Raw genomic sequence first — 18,847 nt, 5'->3', positions numbered from 1 at the left:
AATTCTTGGGCTGCCCATTTCTCCATTTTTTTGCTTACCTCCACCTTAATTCCTTCTTTCAAAACTATACCTATCAATCGTTTCCCCTTTTTTTAAGTTTCTTCTCTTTTTGTTAAGAAAGATCCGACTAATGGATAGCTTGATAAGGGGGGTGTCTGATAATTTTTAACGACTACCTACTTAAATAGGACAAAATTAACTTCTCAGTTAGAATAGACACTCTTGCACTTAGGGACTTGCGCTTTGATAATGTACCTTTTTGGCGAACGCGGTCATTGGTGTCAACTTAAGGGAAGAGGTTCCCATAGTTGTCGATGGAGAGCCTCTTTCTCTCGATGTCGCTGACGTTCAGCTTTAATCAGTCCAAAAAGTTGAGCGCGTTCGGCTAAATAGCTGATTACATCTGGGTTTTCGCCCCGAGAGAAAGCCTTCGCTACATAGTAAAGGCTTCTAAAAACCATCTCGACAGAAATTTTTTCTTGCGGCTGATGGAGAGCTACAGCCACATCTTGAACTATCTGAGTGAGAACAGTATAGAAAATCAAGGTAGTGAGAATTTGGATTTGTACGCCGTTAGTGAGTCCAACCCATAAATAGGCCAGTCCTAAGAGTCGCTTAGTTAAGAGAAAAGCTTCTTCTATCTGCCATCTTCTTCTATACAAATCACAAACTTCCTCAGCGGATAGTTGTTCAGAATCAAGCACGTTTGTCAAATAATCATACCAAGTATTTCCCCAAAGAACTGAGACTAATCTGACGGTCGAATGGCAAGGATTAGAGCGATACTGACCGAGGGTAATAATCTCATCTCGGTAAAGTTTTCCTGCGGACAAAAATTGCTTTATTTGGTAAGATGTTTTCCCCCTCATGCGGGTAAGAAAATATTTTTCTTCCTTAGTAAATTGGTCAAACCACGGAAAACTAAAAAAGCCTAGGTCAACGACTAGCAAGCCTGATGTAGGTAGCTCATTTATTAATTGTTCTGCCCATACTTTATCGTTACATCTCTCATTTTTATGAGACCATACTGTCACAGGTACTTGCGTAAATGCCTCAACAATCATCATTATTCTTCCAGCCAATTTCCCAGATTCCTTCTCGGAAGCTTTCAGCCTTTTCCTCAGCTGCTCTAGGGTTGAGCCATCGGCTATCCAAATAACACTGGCTCTTCGGGACTTGGTATGGTTCGATAGGGGGGCATAAATCGACTAAATCCTTATCTGGCAAGAGACTTAATTGATTAGTTCGCTCTAGATAGAAAACAATTGGCCAAAATCGAAGCAATGCCTTTCTCTATAAGGGTTCCATCCCTTATAACCCCCGTCCATTGCATAACACAAACCGAAGAGCCAAAAGTTTTTATATGATGATGACTATGAATTTTTACAAGACCAAATGGATGATAAGCATACTTATATAAAAAAAAGTATCGACGCTCAAATCATGGATTTAGCTGATGAAATCGCTTATGCCGCTCATGATTTAGAAGATGCTATTAGCTTTGGTTTTGTCAGTTTAGAAGAAATGATGCACGAATTTGATATTAGTGATAAATACCAGTCAGCCAGTCAGCAGTTTAGAGACATTGCTGACAAATCAAGAGAAATAGCAACCCAAGCAAAACGCCTTGAGACATCAGAAGAATATTCCTTTATTATCCGAAAAGAGTTAACATCCAACATTGTTCACACACTAATGTGGGATATTGGCAAGGTAGAATGTCAGGATGGCTCAGAGCAACTTGGATACAAGACTTTAAGCAAATTAGCTGAAGGTTTAAAAAAGTTAGTATTTAAAGCACTATTACGAAAAAAGGACGTTCAGCTTTATGAAAAGCAAGGAGAACGCATTATTAAAGGACTTTTTGAAGTTTATACCGATGCAAAATTTAATAAAGACTTATTATTGTTGCCGCCAGAATTAAGAGCGATTGCAAAAGATACTCAAGAAGATGCTCCAATGAGAAAACGAGTAGTGATTGATTATCTTGCTGGCATGATGGATTCATTCGCAGTCCAAGAGTATCAGAGATATTTTGGAGCATCATCTTTAGATAAGATTTATGACCAGAATATCTGGGGAAATCAAACTTAAGGTAATTACTATTAATTTTTTCACACAATAACTTTATAAGGAGAATGAAATGCAATACATTGAACATCAGGTTGGTGATTTAGTTGTCAGTCAAAGACAACTAGATGGTTACATAAGTGCCAGCAAACTTACCAAAGCCTATGAAAGACAAACAGGCAAATATAGAAATCCAAATGCTTGGTTTGAAAAAGATAGAACGATTGAATATTTAGAACTTTTATCTGATAAGACTGGTATTGAAGTCTATGATCTAATACAGAAAAGAGGAGAAGGAAAAAGCCGAGAAGTTTGGCTTCATCCTCAGTTAGCCGTATCTTTTGCCATGTGGCTCTCACCAGAATTTGAAATGATGGTATCTGAATGGTGGCTATTTACTGGTCAAGCTCCCGAACAACCAAATTCATTACATCCTTATCAACGGGTTTGGTATCAACGTTTAATGCTATTTGAACAAAGAACAAAACTTCCCAATGGAACATGGTGCATTTTTGAAGAAATAAGCAAACTAATGAGAGATTTAGAAGCTAAAAGTGTACTTCTACATGATAAAGCAACTATTGATATCTCAATTGGCAAAGCATGGTGTCATTATTTAAGAAATGAAGGCTATGAAACTGACTTTGAGCAATATACACATTATTATCCCGATAGCAGAGGGGAACGATTAGCCAATATTTATCCTTTTGAATTATTAGGTAAGTTCCGTCAATGGTTGCAAGATACCTATATTCCAGAAAAGTTTCCTGAATATGTCAGAAAAATTGTTAGTCCTGAAGAATGTCAATTAATTTCAGAAGCTATTGGTTATGAGGTTAAACCTATCAATAAAAGACTTAAGCCTACCTCAAATAATAGTGATTAATTTATGCCCCTCCCCGACTACATCGACAACTCCACCCACACTCTAGAAACCATCCTCAAACAACTGATTGAGGAACAGCATCAACTAACTCTTGACATCGCCACTGGATTCTTCCGTATTGAAGCATGGCTGCGCCTCGAACAAGCCATGAACCGCCTGACCAGCTTCCGTCTGCTCATCGGGCGCGACCCCGCCATCAGACCCGCAGAAAGTGACAGAATTGACCTTATCCGCTACTTCCGCAGGAATATCCAAGAGCAGTTGGAAGGCGAACCCTTCAAGAGAGAATACAAAAACCAGATCGATCGCGTAATCGCTTACCTACAACAAGACCATGTTAAGGTCAGACTCTTTGGAGCATTGGGAGAAAAATCTCAATTCCTTCATGCTAAAGCCTACATCTTCGACCATTACAGCATCGTCGGGTCATCTAACTTTACCCCCGCCGGACTGCAAGGCAATACAGAGTTAAACATCATCAACAAGGTGGGAGCGATCGCATCTGACCTTAGACAAAACTGGTTTGAGAAGTTCTGGAATGACCCCAGTGTTGACCTCGACTACAAGACCAAGCTAATTGATGCCCTCAACGCTTCCAAATTTGGCAGTAAAGCCTATACACCCTATCAAGTTTTCCTTAAAGCACTGTACGAACTTTTTAAGGATGAGGCGATGGTGGGGGAAACGGAGCGCACCACCCTAGAACTAGCTAGTTTCCAACAGGAAGGTTTCGAGAGAGCCGTCAAACTGATGGAGAAACATCGAGGCTGCATCGTCGCTGATGCTGTGGGTTTGGGTAAGACTTACATTGGCTTGAGAGTATTAGACTATTACCTGATTAAATTGCGCCGTCCCGGTTACGTCCCCCGCGCTTTGGTGGTCTGTCCCGCCCAACTGAGAGATTTAGTCTGGATTAAGAAACTAGATGAATTTGGCATTAAAGCTGATGTCTTGTCCCATGAGGAGATCAGTCGTCAAAACTTTGATCTTCGCCGTTTCAGCCAATATGATTTAGTGGTGGTGGATGAGGGTCATAACTTCCGTAATAGTGCCACTAATCGCTATCGAAATCTGCTAAAAATGGTCAGCAGTGGTAAGCGCAATAAACGAGTTTTATTACTTACTGCTACACCCATTAATAATAGCATATTTGACCTCTATCATCAAATTTCTCTACTAACTAGAGGCAATGATACTTATTATCGAGAGGACGGTATTTCTAATTTAAGAACTTATTTTAAAGCCTTAGCTAAAGGTGGGGTAGAGATTACCGAGTTGCTGTTTCAAACAATGGTACGCCGCAGCCGTCAGGACGTTATTAGAAGACAACAGGCGGGGGAAGAAATCAGGATTAACAATCAGCTTATTCACTTTCCCAAGCGAGAGCTAGAACAGTTTACCTATAACTTTGAGGGTAGCTTTACTGGGTTATATGCTGGCATCGCTGATCGAATCGACCAGCTTCATTTAGCACCTTACAACATCAAAGCTTTTAAGCGCAAAAAACAAAAGCAGGATGAAGATGAAGTTAAACGCAATGATGCCTTAGTCGCCCTACAAAAAGCTCTCTATTTAAAACGATTAGAAAGTTCTTTAATTGCCTTTAAAAATAGTGTTCGTAACCAAAGAGACTTTCAGAGTAAATTCTACGAAATCCTCACCCAACAGGGAAAACTGCTCTCATCAAAGAACTTCCGCAAGTTAATCTTAGCAGCAGGGATGGAAGAAGAAGATGCTGAAAAATCTATGAGTTCTATCATTAGTCAACTAGAAGAAATTGACCACAAGGATTATCAAATAGATAACCTGCGAGCGTATATTGAATCGGACTTAGCTATTCTCAACGGTATCTTAACCATTCTTGACAAAATACAGCAATCAGTTGTACAAAATCAAGATCATGACCGCAAGTTAGCGGCTTTTAAAGAATTACTCAAAACTAAACTAAAATCTCAAAGAATTTTAGTCTTTAGCTACTTTAAAGATACGGCAGATTATTTACACAGCGAACTGCTCAAAGATGAAGACTGGTTGAAAGACATGGGAAATCCAGCGATCGAGTTAATCACTGGGGACACACCGGGCAAACAGCGAGAGGAAAAGGTCAAACGGTTTTCTCCTAAAGCCAATACTCAAGAGGATAATGAATTAGAAACCCTCAAGCAAAACCCCATTGATATTCTCATCTGTACCGATGTTCTATCGGAAGGTCAAAACCTACAGGATGCGGGGGTTTTAGTTAACTATGACCTGCATTGGAATCCAGTTAGAATGATCCAAAGGGCGGGACGCATTGATAGATTAGGGACAGACTATGACACCCTCTACATCTACAACTGTTTTCCAGAAGAGGGATTAGAAGCTTTACTCAATCTAGTGCGACGATTGCAGGATCGGATCGCCACTATCGATCGAGAAGTGGGTTTAGATGCTAGTGTCTTGGGAGAAACCATTCAAGAGCGATCGCTAGAAGAACTCTATCGTCTCAAACAGGCAGACACAGAGGCTGAGAAAGCCGCCATACTTGAAGAACTCGAACAAACCGCCGATCTAGTCTCCCTTGATGAAATGAGATTGCCACTGCTAGAGTTTATCCAACAGAAGACAAGGGAAGCTGTAGAAGAAATTCCACTAGGGATTCATAGCACCCGCACCTTCAAGATTCCTGACCACACCTTTAGCGAGGGGGGACTATTCCTCGCCTTTAAAGCAAGGGATAGACATTTCTGGCAGTTTTATCCTAGCCTGCGAGGACATATCTCCACCGAACTGTCTTTACTGGTGACAGACAAGCGTAAAATCTTTAACTGGATTAAGTGCAAAGAATCTGACTTTCCCCCACCAGAGGACTTACCACCCGTCCAGTTCGATACTGCCATTTTCCGCATCCTGACCACGGCAACCAATAACCTGCTCGAATCCTTGAGAAGACAGCATACCAGCAACAAACTCAAACCTAGCTTGAGTAAACTGATACAAAAGATTCATCATGCCCTAATTCAGCCAAATTTACTGGAAAATCAGCCTGAAGATCAGAAAACTAAAGTACAAATCTTGCAAGTAATTAACACCGTAAATCTAAAAATCTACGAACGAGACATTAAGACAATTTGGGATAAATACGTTCAAAAACAAGACTTAAACACGTTAATAGCCGAACTAGATGAGTATTTTGTCGATAATGACTTGTATAATGAGATCGAGGAAAAAAAAGAAGAAAGTCCCCTCAAAATTATCAGAGAAGAAGATATTCAATTAGTTTGTTACGAATGGTTTAAACCGGAATAAAGATAGAGCGATAATGAGGAAATTGCGGTCTGACTATTTGAGAGGATCACAAAATTAGAGAAACCCGATGAAAATCTATCAACCTGTTCAATATCGATTATGAAAGCCAAATTTGTTTTAAACTCGCTCAAATCGGATCGAAGGGAATTAGACGTGAATCTTCTCCTCGTTTCTGGGATTGGCTTGGGAATCACTAGCCATTTCCGCTCTGCTATTTCCGCTTAGAAATGCTCTATTCTATGGAATTTAACGATGAAGGAACCGAAAATAGCGGCGAATTGGTTTCTATCGGTGGGAAGCTTCCCCTATTGCGAGAATTGAGAACCTCACAACTGTTAGATTTTTTTGTTGCCTTGAGTGCTAACAAGGAGAAAAATCTCAGGAAACGGATCAATCAATGGCTTTATCCCAAAACCAGGCCGGGGTTCTACATGGAGATCAAGCCGAACCTGCACCTCGCCTACGCCGATCAGAGGGATGGTCACGGCACTCAACACTGGTGGCGGTTGTTTTTCGATGAGCATTGGCAGGAAAGGATCGAGCAAATCGTTAGGGGAAGCGCCATCGTCGTCGGTCGGAGCAACAATGGAACGACCGAGTGGGGCGGGATGATGTTTCGATCGCCCGTGGAAGTAAAAATCGCTGAAGCTTTGGATAGAAGGGGTTTGTTATTTTTCGGCAATGCGAGGGGGCGGATAGGTGGTCAGGGTTCTCCCCTCTCGGCATCTACCATGACGGGAAGACTAGAGATAGATTTCTTGGTCTTTCATAAAGGGAAGTGCATCAGCTTGGAAATCGATGGTAAACACCATCAAGAAAATGGCCAGACCCATCGCGACTACATAAGAGACCGGTTGCTTTTGCGAGAAGGAATCGCCACCGCAAGGTTTACAGCCCAAGAATGTATGGAGTCCCCCGACACGGCGATCGAGGAGTTCTTGAATCTGTTTTAACAGCTTCCATATAGAGTAGGTTAAAAATGCAACAACCATCGAGTCCGGCATGGCCAGTAAACGATCGCTTTTTAGAACTTCGTTGTCGCTGGTTGACCCTGATCGGGGAACACCTGCAAGACGATCGAGGACGGTCATTAGAGTATTGGCGGGTTGAAAAAGCTGATTCCGTCATTGTTCTGCCCGTTCAAAACTCGATGATACTGCTGCCCGCTCCCAGTTATCGCCCCGGACTGGGACAAATAACCCTCGATTTCCCTGGTGGTCGGATTTCCGAGGGGCAAGACCATCACGAGGCGGCGTTGATGACTCTAAAACGAGAATTGGGAATTGAAGCAACGGCAATGACCCGATTAACTCCCCTAAACAGCGCAGGTTGGGCAGTAAATAGCTCCTTTTCCAACCAGAAACTTTACGGTTTTACTGCCGATATCGACGGCGGCTTATCTACCAGCGAACTATTGACCTATCCCGCTAATGCGATCGGAGTCAGCGATTTGTTGAAGTCCCTCACCTGCTTACAATGCCGCGCCGTCCTGCTGGAATGGTGGTTAAAACAAATCGAAGGATAGTACAAAATTATCCCCTAGTAAAGGTTAGATACGGTGGCGGGAACGATGGGGGTATTCGATCGCTCTAACGGATGGACACTAGAGATAGAACGTGATGCCGTTTTGTCCTCTTATTACCGGACTAAAATAACGACAACTGACCGATAGACACGGAACCGAGCCGGAACTTGTGGCGCTCAAGGTGACAGGCGCTACAGAGGGCGATCAGATTTTCGGGGCGATTATCCTCTGGTTGTCGGTTGTGGTGGTGTACGGCCAGTTTGCGGATCGAGCGCTCGGAAATGGTCAGGTCGCTGACATTTTCCCCCGGTCGCAAACACTGCATCCCGCAGCACTGACATTTCCAGCCGGCTTTTTCCTTGACCCTAGCGGCAATTTCCCCCCAATTATCGGGATAACGGTTTCTTCCCATCATAACTATCTTAGCGATCGCTACTGTCTATCCTAACAGAAACGACGGCATTTGTCGGTAGCTAGAGTTTCCCGAACGGTTGCCCGTAGAACTCCCACATCTCCTTGTTGAAAGGAGGTCGCCACTTAAAAATAAGCTCCCGTTCCCACTGCTGTAGTATCTTTTTTTGGGGTGGAACATGATACCAAAAGGAAGCATTAACGGCCACATCGAGATCGTAGCGGCGGTGTAACTCGATATAGCTAAGAACGTAATCCTTACAATCGTGGGAACCCAACCAACGCCGGCGGGCGCTCAACTTCGTCTCTCCGACATACAGTACGATGTTACTAACATGGTCGATCTGGAAATAGAGGCAGCCTTGATTGGAATCGTCGGGGGGTTCGATGTCGGGACGGCGATAGAAGTCCGAGGGGTGACGCGGTAAAGAAAAAGGATCGATCTCATCGGCAGTGTGCCATGTGGTCTGCGGTAGATCGAATAAAGTCGGTTGCTCGATCGCCGTCTTTCCCTCTCTCACCTGTCGTTGATAGTCTGCAATCCTCTCCTTCCAAGCGAATAGGAAATCCTCGCTCATCTGGGTGGCTTTCTCCCTTTGATCGTCGCCGCCCGCAACGAATAAACTTAAAGGTATTTGACTTGATGAGAGCGAATTAGCCATATTGTCTGACATATTTTCCGTTTCCTTACCGTTAGACTCAGAGGTGTTAGAACAGTCTCCGTGGTTAATCTTCCAGTTCGATCGCATATTGTTCGATCCAATCAGTCAATCTGGCGAAACCCTCCTCATAGGTTTCGAGAGCGCCCGCAAGACCGAGAAAGAAACTGACCGTTTCCGCTTCACTGGCGTTCAAGCGATAGCCGTTCTTTCGCAAAAAAATTGAAACGGTAGCCAGAGCTATAGTTACTAATTCTGTACGCAAATATTGCATCTAGAATTAGCTTTGTACGCTTTGACCCGTACTGGGTTAACTACGAACCTCTCTATCGGATTCCCGCTAAAGGCGGCCTCTCCGACTACCTTTCTTCCAATATTTAAGGAACCATTAATATCTGCTCCATAGAAATAACCCGACGAGCTTCTGAATAGTCCTCTTTTAATTCTCTTGCCTAAATAGCTTTTTTGCTTTTGAATAGACTCTAAGTCTAAGAAACTACATTTAGAGGTATAGCTTTCATTAGTTGTTTTGACCTCTATTCCTACTAAATTTGCTTTATAGGTAAGTTGTTCGATAAACCTTGAATGAGGAATATTTACGAATGACTGGTTATTTCTATCTCCAATATTAATGTTTTGTTTCCAGCCTTGATTATGACCAATAACTAAAAGGTTAATTTGATGAGCTAGTAATTTATCAATAATATATTTACTAGCGGTGTGGAGGTAATAATCCACCTGGCAATTACGCTTTAAAGTTAAACCTTGTATTCTTTTACTGGTCTTCTGTAGACTGGGTAATTCCGATTTGAGTTTAGCTAGTGTCTTGTTGTACTTTTGATTGCAGGATTTTAAGGCTTTTCCACATACTAAAGTTGGCTGAAATTCGGGAATATTAGAGGTAACAGCAGCTAGGTTATTTAAGCCTAAATCGATAAAAGCATATCTTTCTCCCTCTTGACTTGATGAGGCTGGTTGTTCATAGACAATCTCTAAACAATAAGCACCCAATTTAGGAATAATCCTGACCTCTAAGACTTTCTTTAAATTAGTTTTAAATTCTAAATTAGTCCCTGATAGCTTGATTAAACCTTGCTTCAACGCTTTTTGAGAAATGGCTTGATAGTTATAAGTTAAAACGTTTCTACCTTTTTCCTTGTCTTTGTATCTTGGCAACTTAGGCTCTCCTGTAAATTTATCTGGCGATTTTTTGTATTGTTCTTTCGCTTTTTGGTAGGATTTAAAGGTTTTTTCTACTTGCTTTAATACTAACTGACTTACTTTGGCGGGTAAGGCTTGATAATCTGGACTCATTTTTAAGGCATGATGTAACTCAGTCATTGTTAAAAATGGTTGATGTGAAAAGAAAACTTGACGGTTTAAATAAACAGCACAATTATACAGATTCTTCGATAAAAATCCTAATTTATCAATTACTGAATAATTTTTGTGATTAAATTTAATTAGATGTTTTTGAACTAATTTCATCATTCTCCTCAAGGCATTTAATTAAACATTCTGTCTTTCTATTTCGTCGTCTTAATGAGTATAATCGAGCGCAAAATGAGGTAATTATGCTCACGAAGTCTTGCCTTAAATCGTCTTTTCTTTCTTCTGCTAGATTAACGACCTCTAGATATCTATTTGTTTGAGTTAAAAGAACTTTCAGATAATTAAACCCTACTCTGCTTAAACGATCTTTATGTTCTACGACAATCAAATTATAATCAGTTTGTTCTAGAAGTTTTAATAATAGCTTTCGATGATCATTGACTCCACTTCCTACTTCTTTAACTACTCGAACAATTTGATAGCCTTTCGCAATACAATAAGCTTCCAATCTTTTTGCCTGAGTCTCTAAGTTAGATTTATTTTCTGAACTAGAAACTCGCGCATAAATAGCTACTTTATTTTCACCGCAAGAACGGTCATCTTCAAAAATAATAATTGTTCCTGTAGGAAGACGTTCTCCTTGTAACTGCCCTCGATTCCACATTCTCCAAGCAGTGTCATAACTGATCCCTTTTTTCTTAGCATAATCTGATAGTTTTATGTGAACTGCAATGTAAACTTGCACTAACCATATTAGCAGTTGTTTGCAGTCATTTGCATATACTTTTTACAAAACTTTACAATACGTTTATTACCATCGCAGAAGCAATGATTTTTGACAAAACCGTAGCCATAGGCCGCCGCTAACTTAAAAATCGATGATTCGGGTTCGTACTGGAAAAAGAATTTTGGTTTATTGACAGTGGACTCCAACAGGGTTAGGTTCAAAACTCCCTGAGTCCCCCCAGTTCGAGCGATTAAAGTTTCCTGAATCACCTGAACCGCATCGCTCGATAACCATTTCGGTTCCTCGATCATTATTTGGCGAGTTCCTTGAAGGCGTTGCGGTACTGAGAGTAAGTATCTTCAAAAGCTTTCATGGTTTCTTCAAAATCGGGATCAAAGCCAGAAATTCTGTATCCATCTGGTGATTCCGTGATATAAATCTGATCTCCTTCCTCTACGTTCAGTCGGGATAAAACCTCTTTCGGTAAGATCACACCTATGGAATTGCCGATTTTTCGGAGCGTTAGACTTGTCATAATCTATGACCTTCCGTAATTATGTTATGACAAATGTTATAACATAACTAACTGCCCAAAGAATTATTTTAAAGAAAAAGACTTCCGAGCGACTGGCGGCATTATACTAGACGATAGTGCAGTATTGTCGAGTAGAACAGAAGTATCGTGAAAGTTAACGGTAACGGACAAGCTAAAATTCTCTCTCAAGTCGAACTAGATCGTCTGTTCGCTGGTTTCGATAACGATCGGGATAGATGTCTATTTGGCATCTGTTTCCATACTGGCTGCAGGATATCGGAGGCACTGCAACTGACCGTCAACGATGTGGGGGCGGCGATCACCTTCAGGAAGTCCACCACCAAAGGCAAGAAGGGAACTCGTTCTATCCCCGTCAATCCGGTTCTGCGGAAAATCCTCGACCTTTACCTGCAAGAATTTCAACCCGATAGTTACCTTTTTCCTTCCTTCCACAACGCTAGAGAAAAAGGACACCTGCATAGATCGAGTGCCGACCTGATCCTAAGAAACGCTTGCGAACGGGCGGGACTAAAAGGAGTCTCGACCCACAGCTTCCGTAGGTCGGCTTTGACCATGATGAGTAACCGGGGTGTGCCGCTCCGGGTAATCCAAAAAATCAGCGGTCACAGTAGTCTGGAAGTTCTACAAAGATACCTAGAGGTCAGCGATGAGCAGATCGGGGCTGCCGTTGGCCTATTAGTCTAAGGAGTTGACCCGCTTCCCGTTGATTCAATAGTTAGAGTTGACCGAAAATTAAGATGAGCAAAATTCCTGATTGCGATCGTTGTCTGCTATATACCCATCAAATCTACTTCGTCTGTGCCGTCCATCCCGAAGGGCTAGAAACAGAAAAGTGTCCCGATTTCCGCCCCGACCCGGAAGCGATCGAGGACAAAGAACTGTGGTCGCCAGTCGGGTATTCGTGGTACGGTGACGAATTGATACCGGATCGACTCTGCCGTTACACGCGAGAAGAACAGGAGAAAATATTAGACACTCATCCCTTCTTTACGGGTGTTTGTCCCGATTGCCAACATATCTTTACCAGCAGTCCCACCCCGCGAGATATTTGGCAATGCCCAGAATGCGGCGGTTGGGAATCTGATTGACATTATGCGATTACTGCTACTATGCCGTCTTTAACTATTTCCTTAAACATTTTGAAGTTAACAAATCTAGATAACCAATTAGACTTAGACATGGTTATTCTTCAGCAGTCAACCCATACAAATTAGCAACCTTATCATCAATATAAAATTGAATTAAGTTACAATCTGTCATATTCTTCTGGCTCTCTATCTGAAACTTTAGCTAATGCTTGTTGAAACTTCTCCCAACTTCCCTGTTGTGCTTTTTCTTCTAGATAATCTTTAGTCATCCAAGAGGATATTTGGGCAGATAAAGCCATTGTTACCAGTTGCTCTACTGGTATGTTTTGTTTATTGGCTAAGGTTTCAATTTGTTGATATAAAACATCTGGAATGTTTGTGCTTAGTTTCATGGTTTTATTTCTCCTAGTAATCGTAAAAATTGTTTGGGTGTTAAAATAAAAATGCCGAATTTTTCAATGGGTTTTAGGTCTCTTTGATTGTAACTGATTATAAAATTAGCTTGACATTTGAAAGCTAAGTCTATCAGAAAGTCATCATTTTTGTCTTTGGCTAATGGTCGCCAAATATAAAAGATTTCGTGATGGTTGGCTAGATGGCAAATTCCATTAATAATGTTATCTATGTCTTCATTGTTTAAATCTATTTGTTGTTGTTCTCTTTTTAGTATTTCTTCGTACTCAAAAACTAGGGTGGCAGATACATTGATTTGAAAGTGTTGGTCATTGAGTATGGTTAAGAGTTTATAGGATGCTCCTTTATTAGAGAGCAATCCGGCTAAGATTACGTTAGTATCAATGACTATTTGATAAGGAGTTTCTGTCATAATTAATCCCCCCTAATAGTCTTCATTTCCTCAGCAGTCAACCCATACAAATTAGCAACCCTATCATCTATCTCTGGTTCGGAATCGGTATGCCCCGTATCTTTGCTGGCTACAGAGAAAAACGCCGTCACCAACAGCCATTTCCATTGGAGTTCAATCGGGTAAAGTACCCGGTGCGATTTGTACTGTGCGGGTATAGACAGAACCGCCCTCCACATACTTGAAATCGATCTGAACATCATTAATGGTTTTTCCCTCTGGCAAATCAATCGTTTCGCCCTGAGCCGTCACACAATCGGTAGTATCAAAACCGTTGATCGCACATAATCGAATGGCTGTGGCCGGATGATCGTACCACTTACGGGTTCCCCAAAACTTGTTCATTACATTGGTGGCATGACGTACCTTGACTCTCTGATTGTTGATCAAAGTAACTACTACCCACTCCTCCCGATCGAGATCACCAGGAGAAAAAATGCTTTGCTGACCAATGTTGCCGGTAGGGGCATCCCTCAAACGCAGTTTATAGACTTTCTCCCCGATAAAAGCGGAATTGACGGTCGATCGGCCATTGCCAGAAGAATTAGTAGGAGAACGCTGGTTTTGTTCTCTAATCCAACGATCGCACTCCTCTTGAGAAAACCCGTAAGACTCCCGGTTCCGACACAAAGCTTCATAATCCGTCTGATTTTGAGCGTTGGCTGGCATAGACATTAGACAAACAATAGAACCCGAAACAATCAGGGAAAGCGACTTCATACAAAAACAGCAACTTTATTAACTAATATTACCTTAGCTAACATCTGAAAATTTTCCAGTTATCTGGTTATCTGGTTTTTTGGTTGCTGTTAATCTGGTTTACCAAATCGATCGCTAAGGGCTGCCATGATCACCGCAGTCATGGTCGTTCCCTGCCGTTTGGCCTCCGCCGCCCAATGTTGCCGAAGGGATTTGGGAACTTTGACACAAAGGTTTACTTCTGGCTCATTCTGGTTTTCTGGTAAGTTGGTATTCTGGTTTTTTGGTAAACCAGTATTTTGGTTTTCTGGTAAACCAGTATTCTGACTTTCCTCTAAACCGGTATTCTGGTTTTCTGGTTCCCTGGCTTTCTTAATTAAATCGCCGTATCTGCCCGCCGTCATAAAACCTCTAATATGGCTAAAATTTCCTCTCCCAAAGCTTTGTAATCCTTCCATGCCGCTCTTAACCTAGCATCATCGAGATTGCGAATGGGAACACCCGCTAAAGCGGCTTTTTGATAGCCGACGGTTCTGCGAATCATCGACTTGAAAACAGGGATACTGCCCTCGATTAATTCCTGACGTAGTATTTCACCTTCCCGATTTGGGGGCGGCGGTACGATCGTGATCAGGGCGCGGTAATTAGCGTCTCCCAAATCTTTAGCCGTTTCCAACATCGGCTGCAGACTGAGAACATCGGGGGCGGTGGGCAAGATCAGGAGTTCGCAACCCTTGGCTAACTCTTTGAGATCGTCGGAATGGGGACGGGCGGGAGTGTCGATGATAACGAAGTCCGCCCCGCCGATAATCTTCATCGCCTGCCGCTCATCGGCAACGGTGAAGGGAAGCTCCCCCCTCTCCGCCCAACCCAGAGCGGTGCGGTTCGGGTCGCCATCAACTAATACCGTCCGACCTCGATCGCTGAAATAGGTGGCGATATGCACGGCGGTGGTGCTTTTACCCACGCCGCCTTTGTAACCAGTAACGGTAATAATTTTCATCTGGTTTTCTGGTTTTTTGGTTTTCTGTTTTTCATCGAAAAAATGGGTCTGAAACCCCGCCCTTTAGCGATAGCGGAGGGCGGCTTTATACAAGTTAGTGAGAAACAATTAAACAGTTAGAACGACGAATTAACTGAATCTTGCTAACAGCTATTTGTCCCAATCGTTTCCAACTGGTATCGCTTACAGATAGCTGTTTTTCGGTATCTCCACTAACATAACCAATTCCTTTGGGAGAAGAAACTAAATCTCCTTTACGGAACCCATGTCTTGTGGTAGAGCCACCATATTTACGTCGTTTACCACCCTTAGAAAAAACCATCAGGTGAAGTTGACGACGACTAATAGGAGGACGTTTGATGACAGCAAAGGGAGCGTTTGTTACTTTAACATAACCCTTCCAATCATATCCATGTCCATTAGAAGTATGGAATGGCCAATAATCGAAAAATTGAAAACAGGCAAGAGCAATTCCATCGTTAGCATGACTTTCGGGTGATTGTTCTGCTTTATTTTTAGACTTTTCTAGTCGCAAATGTTTTCTGAGATTAGAGGTTTGCCAACCAAAGCGAGTATGGACTGTTGCCAATTGAGACAGTTGCTCAATAGCCCATTTCTGTCCAACCATAACCGGCGAGAAACCTTTTCCAGACTTAGCCCCTTTTCTACCAGAAGTTAAATCAACATCGGCTTTGATGTACTCAAAGTAAATATCGGTAATTGGATAGATTTTGGTTAGTTCGGAAACGACTCGAAGTTCAAGTTGACGATTAGCTCTGATTGAGGGAGCTAATTTTCCTGTTCTTCTATTTGAAAATCGTTTTTGTCGATGCGCTCTTAGATTAAAAGAAAGTTGGCGGTTAATCCGTCTTTTTCTACGTCCTCTTCGCATTAACCGTCTATTGTCCATGCGCTCTTTTACTCGCTTAAAAGGAAGTTCTAGGTGAGCCTTCCAAAGAGTAAAAAGAGAGGATTGAACGCCAATTCCAGAGAATAATTTACCCGGGTCAATACCAATGGCAATCGGTTGGGTTTTGTTATCGGAAGGTTCATCGGTTAGCTGGACATAGAAAATACCTAAGTCGTTGAATTTGCCGATAGCTTTTCCTTCTTTAATCCACCGTCTGGCCCGACTGGGTTTAGTGGGCATCAACGGCTTTCCGTCTTTTGAAATAACAGGAACTCTTGCCATGGAGATAATCCTTAAGAGTAAAGTTAAAGTCCCTTTCCGCAACACAATCAAGATGTCTTGTCTAACAACGCTTTACCAATAAAGCTGAGAGGTAATCCGAACTAGGGAAGTATTCGGAAGTCTGTGCCAGATTGTGTCTCAATGCGGTAGTCTCTACTTGCGTCGCCTAAATTGGTTTAGGCAAGCTCCGTCGCTTTTAGGGCGGGGTTAGTGACCCTTGTTCCTGGAAACAGGTTTTCTGTAAAACCAGATTACCTTAAAACCAGAATTGCAGTCACATTTGGATCGATTCCGTGAACTGGTTTTCTGTAAAACCAGATTGCCATAAAACCAGAATTATTCGGCTCGATCAAGAAATTTTTCTGTAAAACCAGATTACCATAAAACCAGATAAATTAGAATCATGTCTGGTAAGCAGGTTTTCTGTAAAACCAAATTGTCATAAAACCAGATGAATAAAATCGACTCCGCAAGCTGGTTTTCTGGTTCTTCGGTTTGTCTTATGCAACGTACAGGGTTATAAGGAATGAAACTCTTATAGAGAAAGACATTTGGCGATTTTTGTTAATTGTTTTCGATCTAGAGCGAACTAATCAATTAAATCTCTTGCCAGATAAAGATTTAGTCCATTTATGCCGCCCTATCGAACCATACTAAGTAACGAAGAACCGGTTTTCTTTAAAACCAGTTTTTTGTAAAACCAGAATTATTCGGATCGATCAAGCAGGTTTTCTGTAAAACCAGATTGCCAGATTGCCGGTCAGAAATAGTCAAAAGTTTAGCCATTAACTAGAACTGGCTCGATCCAGATCAGTTTGCGATCGGGTCGTTCTCTGAGGCCGTAAGGTTGCCACCGATAAAACCCTCTGCGCCAATGGGTGCGGTACTGACTAGATTAACTCACCCGCCAGTTAGCGAAAAATCAGAAGTAATTATTTCAACAGTAAACAGCTTTTGCTTGCCTAAGCAGGGTATCGGTTCAATCGCCCTGACATTTTCCAGCTTCCAAGCGTATCGTTGGGGTTGCCAGTCGCCGAGCAACCGTTCCAATTCCGAAACCGATTCGACAATAATCGAATTTGGCACGTCGGTGGCATTCGCCTCGGATACCATCTCTAAACAATCGGTCAGATCGGTGAGTGCTACGATCGCACCTAACAGTAATTTATCGCCATCGATGGACAGATTGAACGCTCGGTTGAGATGGGAGATCAAGCTTTTTCCTTGCTTGCAAAGGGGACGTTTGGCGGCGTGGATGGCCAACACCCCTCGGTATTTTGTCGGCCATCCCCTCGTCTCGTAAAGTTTGAGACCGTTTGCGACCAGAGATGCCCACGGTTGCCACAAACTTATAGCTTTGATTGCCAATGCCTTAACTCCTTACTCATTTGTTCTTAAGAAAATCCCTGTACTCCGCTAGAACCTCCCGCGCTTTGGGGGAATCGATCGCTTCGAGTATCCCGTCGATCGGTCTGCCCATGCGATCGAGTTGTCGAATCCGATCCACCTTTTCAGATGCAAGGTAGATCGATCGCTTGCGCTTACCGAATTCGACTTGATAGAAAGTCTGGAGATATTTGCGCCCGTACTTCGCCTGTTGAGAATAAGTGGTGATCAAATACCCCGAACCCTCCCCCCTACGACGGCGCGGACGTTTATTCTCGGTTTCCTCTTTACTAGGGGATACTTTTGTACTGGTTAAAGATACATCTGTATCCCCTAGTAAACTCTTCGGTTCCTTACTAGGGGATACTTTTGTACTGGTTAAAGATACATCTGTATCCCCTAGTAAAGGTATTTTAGAGAGAATCAAGGTAGAGGATGCGGGCGAGGGCGATGGTGGCCATTTGAGGGTCGAGGGCATTAGCGAGAGCGATTCGTCGGTGGCGAGAAACTGGATTGCTGTTCGGTTGTCCAAGGGGTTTGTCCAGTCCGTAGGAATCGAGGAGATGCTTTCGAGAAATCGGGGATTTAACCGTTCGTCCTCTTTGATTACGCCCTCTTTCTTTAACTGTGTCTCTAATTTGCTCTGGCCAGGGCGTGACGGGTTGCCAATCGATAAAACCTCTGACGATGACCACAAACAGAAGTTTTCTCCTAAAGAAGGGGGAGCCAAAATGTCCTGAATTGACAGTAAGCCATTCCGCATCGTAGGTTCGGCGGGCAATCTGACGTAGGAAGTGCTGAAGATAGAGGGTTCGGCGGGCAATCTGACGTAGGAAGTGCTGAAGATAGAGGGTTTGGTAGCCTTTTCTGCGGATGGAGAGGATATTGTCGGTGCTGGCGATGCAGAAGTATCGGGGTCGGAAAGATTCGATCGCCCGTTTGATAGTGGGGAAACAATCACCCCCGGTTCCATCACCCCGTTTTGAAAGGGTGGGGGGTGAGGCGGTAAGAAGGTGGATTTCGCCGTGTTCCCGTCGGATATTTCGTAGTGGGAGATAATTTGCGTCGCCGTAGTTGCGGACTCTGGGGAAACGTCGGTCGAGAGGGAATCCGACCCCGATGCCGCTGCAGATATCGAATTGCTTGAGCATGGTGGTTCG

25 protein-coding genes and 1 pseudogene are annotated in these 18,847 nt (G+C 42.7%); 8 read left to right on the top strand and 18 right to left on the bottom strand.

The features are described 5' to 3' along the window. Positions 1-281: 281 nt before the first annotated feature. Positions 282-1,124 carry an IS4 family transposase gene (locus O9290_RS09715; RefSeq protein ID WP_230401060.1) on the bottom strand — a complete coding sequence of 281 codons (843 nt, stop codon included), beginning with the start codon at positions 1,122-1,124 and terminating at the stop codon, positions 282-284. Between the two features lie 271 nt (positions 1,125-1,395). On the opposite strand from O9290_RS09715, the gene O9290_RS09710 reads away from it, so the two are divergent. The 6 genes from O9290_RS09710 to O9290_RS09685 all read left to right on the top strand — a co-directional run bounded on the left by O9290_RS09710 (position 1,396) and on the right by O9290_RS09685 (position 7,769). Further along, complete coding sequence (locus O9290_RS09710) at positions 1,396-2,094, top strand: hypothetical protein (protein WP_288086999.1); 699 nt, start codon at positions 1,396-1,398, stop codon at positions 2,092-2,094. Positions 2,095-2,143: 49 nt separating this feature from the next. After that, on the top strand, positions 2,144-2,956 hold the full coding sequence (locus O9290_RS09705) for a KilA-N domain-containing protein (RefSeq protein ID WP_288086997.1): 813 nt from the start codon (positions 2,144-2,146) through the stop codon (positions 2,954-2,956). Positions 2,957-2,959: 3 nt separating this feature from the next. Next, on the top strand, positions 2,960-6,244 hold the full coding sequence (locus O9290_RS09700) for a helicase-related protein (RefSeq protein WP_288086995.1): 3,285 nt from the start codon (positions 2,960-2,962) through the stop codon (positions 6,242-6,244). Positions 6,245-6,343: 99 nt separating this feature from the next. Further along, a complete protein-coding gene (locus O9290_RS09695; RefSeq protein WP_255520653.1) occupies positions 6,344-6,469 on the top strand; it encodes a hypothetical protein in 126 nt (41 codons plus the stop codon). Positions 6,470-6,483: 14 nt separating this feature from the next. Beyond that, positions 6,484-7,197 carry a DUF559 domain-containing protein gene (locus O9290_RS09690; RefSeq protein WP_288086992.1) on the top strand — a complete coding sequence of 238 codons (714 nt, stop codon included), beginning with the start codon at positions 6,484-6,486 and terminating at the stop codon, positions 7,195-7,197. A 26-nt stretch (positions 7,198-7,223) separates the two neighbouring features. Then, complete coding sequence (locus O9290_RS09685) at positions 7,224-7,769, top strand: NUDIX hydrolase (protein ID WP_288086989.1); 546 nt, start codon at positions 7,224-7,226, stop codon at positions 7,767-7,769. Positions 7,770-7,890: 121 nt separating this feature from the next. Here the strand turns inward: O9290_RS09685 and O9290_RS09680 are convergent, their stop codons facing one another. Genes O9290_RS09680 through O9290_RS09650 form a run of 7 tightly spaced genes read right to left on the bottom strand, consistent with a single transcriptional unit; the run spans position 7,891 to position 11,433 of the window. Then, positions 7,891-8,184: an HNH endonuclease signature motif containing protein gene (locus O9290_RS09680; protein ID WP_288000311.1), complete on the bottom strand. Its 294-nt coding sequence runs from the start codon at positions 8,182-8,184 to the stop codon at positions 7,891-7,893. Between the two features lie 58 nt (positions 8,185-8,242). Then, a complete protein-coding gene (locus O9290_RS09675; RefSeq protein ID WP_288086987.1) occupies positions 8,243-8,929 on the bottom strand; it encodes a GIY-YIG nuclease family protein in 687 nt (228 codons plus the stop codon). After that, complete coding sequence (locus O9290_RS09670) at positions 8,907-9,113, bottom strand: hypothetical protein (protein WP_288086985.1); 207 nt, start codon at positions 9,111-9,113, stop codon at positions 8,907-8,909. Before O9290_RS09670 ends, O9290_RS09675 begins: the two co-directional genes overlap by 23 nt. Next, on the bottom strand, positions 9,089-10,327 hold the full coding sequence (locus O9290_RS09665) for an RNA-guided endonuclease InsQ/TnpB family protein (protein ID WP_288086984.1): 1,239 nt from the start codon (positions 10,325-10,327) through the stop codon (positions 9,089-9,091). The genes O9290_RS09670 and O9290_RS09665 overlap by 25 nt, the downstream gene beginning before the upstream one ends. Continuing rightward, positions 10,299-10,892, bottom strand: coding sequence for an IS607 family transposase (locus O9290_RS09660; RefSeq protein ID WP_288087001.1), 594 nt, complete (start codon positions 10,890-10,892; stop codon positions 10,299-10,301). The genes O9290_RS09665 and O9290_RS09660 overlap by 29 nt, the downstream gene beginning before the upstream one ends. Positions 10,893-10,924: 32 nt before the next feature. Next, a complete protein-coding gene (locus O9290_RS09655; RefSeq protein ID WP_288086983.1) occupies positions 10,925-11,209 on the bottom strand; it encodes a type II toxin-antitoxin system death-on-curing family toxin in 285 nt (94 codons plus the stop codon). Then, positions 11,209-11,433 carry an AbrB/MazE/SpoVT family DNA-binding domain-containing protein gene (locus O9290_RS09650; protein ID WP_002757519.1) on the bottom strand — a complete coding sequence of 75 codons (225 nt, stop codon included), beginning with the start codon at positions 11,431-11,433 and terminating at the stop codon, positions 11,209-11,211. The genes O9290_RS09655 and O9290_RS09650 overlap by 1 nt, the downstream gene beginning before the upstream one ends. Positions 11,434-11,580: 147 nt before the next feature. Here O9290_RS09650 and O9290_RS09645 point away from each other — a divergent pair, with 147 nt between their 5' ends. Together O9290_RS09645 and O9290_RS09640 are read left to right on the top strand one after the other, a co-directional pair. Continuing rightward, positions 11,581-12,138 carry a tyrosine-type recombinase/integrase gene (locus tag O9290_RS09645; RefSeq protein WP_288086981.1) on the top strand — a complete coding sequence of 186 codons (558 nt, stop codon included), beginning with the start codon at positions 11,581-11,583 and terminating at the stop codon, positions 12,136-12,138. Positions 12,139-12,191: 53 nt separating this feature from the next. Further along, on the top strand, positions 12,192-12,542 hold the full coding sequence (locus O9290_RS09640) for a hypothetical protein (RefSeq protein ID WP_288032810.1): 351 nt from the start codon (positions 12,192-12,194) through the stop codon (positions 12,540-12,542). A gap of 158 nt (positions 12,543-12,700) precedes the next feature. On the opposite strand, the gene O9290_RS09635 is transcribed toward O9290_RS09640, so the two are convergent. The 10 genes and pseudogenes from O9290_RS09635 to O9290_RS09595 all read right to left on the bottom strand — a co-directional run bounded on the left by O9290_RS09635 (position 12,701) and on the right by O9290_RS09595 (position 18,838). After that, positions 12,701-12,934, bottom strand: a complete 234-nt coding sequence (locus O9290_RS09635; RefSeq protein ID WP_045356648.1) for a hypothetical protein — start codon at positions 12,932-12,934, stop codon at positions 12,701-12,703. Beyond that, complete coding sequence (locus tag O9290_RS09630) at positions 12,931-13,368, bottom strand: putative toxin-antitoxin system toxin component, PIN family (protein WP_288032809.1); 438 nt, start codon at positions 13,366-13,368, stop codon at positions 12,931-12,933. Before O9290_RS09630 ends, O9290_RS09635 begins: the two co-directional genes overlap by 4 nt. A gap of 153 nt (positions 13,369-13,521) precedes the next feature. After that, positions 13,522-14,076, bottom strand: coding sequence for a hypothetical protein (locus O9290_RS09625; RefSeq protein WP_288086979.1), 555 nt, complete (start codon positions 14,074-14,076; stop codon positions 13,522-13,524). 140 nt (positions 14,077-14,216) lie between these two features. Beyond that, entirely contained in the window at positions 14,217-14,510 is a 294-nt protein-coding gene (locus O9290_RS09620; RefSeq protein WP_288032806.1) for a hypothetical protein, read from the bottom strand. Continuing rightward, positions 14,507-15,109, bottom strand: a complete 603-nt coding sequence (locus tag O9290_RS09615) for a nucleotide-binding protein (protein ID WP_159249870.1) — start codon at positions 15,107-15,109, stop codon at positions 14,507-14,509. Before O9290_RS09615 ends, O9290_RS09620 begins: the two co-directional genes overlap by 4 nt. 94 nt (positions 15,110-15,203) lie before the next feature. Then, positions 15,204-16,301, bottom strand: coding sequence for an RRXRR domain-containing protein (locus tag O9290_RS09610; protein WP_288086977.1), 1,098 nt, complete (start codon positions 16,299-16,301; stop codon positions 15,204-15,206). 778 nt (positions 16,302-17,079) lie between these two features. Then, a pseudogene (locus tag O9290_RS28455) lies at positions 17,080-17,175 on the bottom strand (AcrVA2 family anti-CRISPR protein); the annotation flags it as partial. A gap of 26 nt (positions 17,176-17,201) precedes the next feature. Further along, positions 17,202-17,669, bottom strand: a complete 468-nt coding sequence (locus tag O9290_RS09605) for an ASCH domain-containing protein (protein WP_288086976.1) — start codon at positions 17,667-17,669, stop codon at positions 17,202-17,204. 16 nt (positions 17,670-17,685) lie between these two features. After that, positions 17,686-18,114 (bottom strand): hypothetical protein, encoded by a 429-nt coding sequence (locus O9290_RS09600; RefSeq protein WP_288086974.1) that lies wholly within the window; start codon positions 18,112-18,114, stop codon positions 17,686-17,688. After that, entirely contained in the window at positions 18,101-18,838 is a 738-nt protein-coding gene (locus O9290_RS09595; protein ID WP_288086972.1) for a hypothetical protein, read from the bottom strand. The genes O9290_RS09600 and O9290_RS09595 overlap by 14 nt, the downstream gene beginning before the upstream one ends. Positions 18,839-18,847 lie beyond the last annotated feature (9 nt).

This window comes from Microcystis sp. LE19-41.2A (genome assembly GCF_027530405.1).
Lineage (GTDB): Bacteria > Cyanobacteriota > Cyanobacteriia > Cyanobacteriales > Microcystaceae > Microcystis > Microcystis aeruginosa.
This window is presented reverse-complemented; position numbering and strand designations above follow the sequence as displayed.

Coding starts and splice junctions, on each gene's coding strand:
- O9290_RS09710 (WP_288086999.1), top strand. CDS start 1,396: ATGGATGATAAGCATACTTATATAAAAAAAAGTATCGACGCTCAAATC.
- O9290_RS09705 (WP_288086997.1), top strand. CDS start 2,144: ATGCAATACATTGAACATCAGGTTGGTGATTTAGTTGTCAGTCAAAGA.
- O9290_RS09700 (WP_288086995.1), top strand. CDS start 2,960: ATGCCCCTCCCCGACTACATCGACAACTCCACCCACACTCTAGAAACC.
- O9290_RS09695 (WP_255520653.1), top strand. CDS start 6,344: ATGAAAGCCAAATTTGTTTTAAACTCGCTCAAATCGGATCGAAGGGAA.
- O9290_RS09690 (WP_288086992.1), top strand. CDS start 6,484: ATGGAATTTAACGATGAAGGAACCGAAAATAGCGGCGAATTGGTTTCT.
- O9290_RS09685 (WP_288086989.1), top strand. CDS start 7,224: ATGCAACAACCATCGAGTCCGGCATGGCCAGTAAACGATCGCTTTTTA.
- O9290_RS09680 (WP_288000311.1), bottom strand. CDS start 8,184: ATGATGGGAAGAAACCGTTATCCCGATAATTGGGGGGAAATTGCCGCT.
- O9290_RS09675 (WP_288086987.1), bottom strand. CDS start 8,929: ATGCGATCGAACTGGAAGATTAACCACGGAGACTGTTCTAACACCTCT.
- O9290_RS09670 (WP_288086985.1), bottom strand. CDS start 9,113: ATGCAATATTTGCGTACAGAATTAGTAACTATAGCTCTGGCTACCGTT.
- O9290_RS09665 (WP_288086984.1), bottom strand. CDS start 10,327: ATGAAATTAGTTCAAAAACATCTAATTAAATTTAATCACAAAAATTAT.
- O9290_RS09655 (WP_288086983.1), bottom strand. CDS start 11,209: ATGATCGAGGAACCGAAATGGTTATCGAGCGATGCGGTTCAGGTGATT.
- O9290_RS09650 (WP_002757519.1), bottom strand. CDS start 11,433: ATGACAAGTCTAACGCTCCGAAAAATCGGCAATTCCATAGGTGTGATC.
- O9290_RS09640 (WP_288032810.1), top strand. CDS start 12,192: ATGAGCAAAATTCCTGATTGCGATCGTTGTCTGCTATATACCCATCAA.
- O9290_RS09635 (WP_045356648.1), bottom strand. CDS start 12,934: ATGAAACTAAGCACAAACATTCCAGATGTTTTATATCAACAAATTGAA.
- O9290_RS09630 (WP_288032809.1), bottom strand. CDS start 13,368: ATGACAGAAACTCCTTATCAAATAGTCATTGATACTAACGTAATCTTA.
- O9290_RS09625 (WP_288086979.1), bottom strand. CDS start 14,076: ATGCCAGCCAACGCTCAAAATCAGACGGATTATGAAGCTTTGTGTCGG.
- O9290_RS09620 (WP_288032806.1), bottom strand. CDS start 14,510: ATGACGGCGGGCAGATACGGCGATTTAATTAAGAAAGCCAGGGAACCA.
- O9290_RS09615 (WP_159249870.1), bottom strand. CDS start 15,109: ATGAAAATTATTACCGTTACTGGTTACAAAGGCGGCGTGGGTAAAAGC.
- O9290_RS09610 (WP_288086977.1), bottom strand. CDS start 16,301: ATGGCAAGAGTTCCTGTTATTTCAAAAGACGGAAAGCCGTTGATGCCC.
- O9290_RS09595 (WP_288086972.1), bottom strand. CDS start 18,838: ATGCTCAAGCAATTCGATATCTGCAGCGGCATCGGGGTCGGATTCCCT.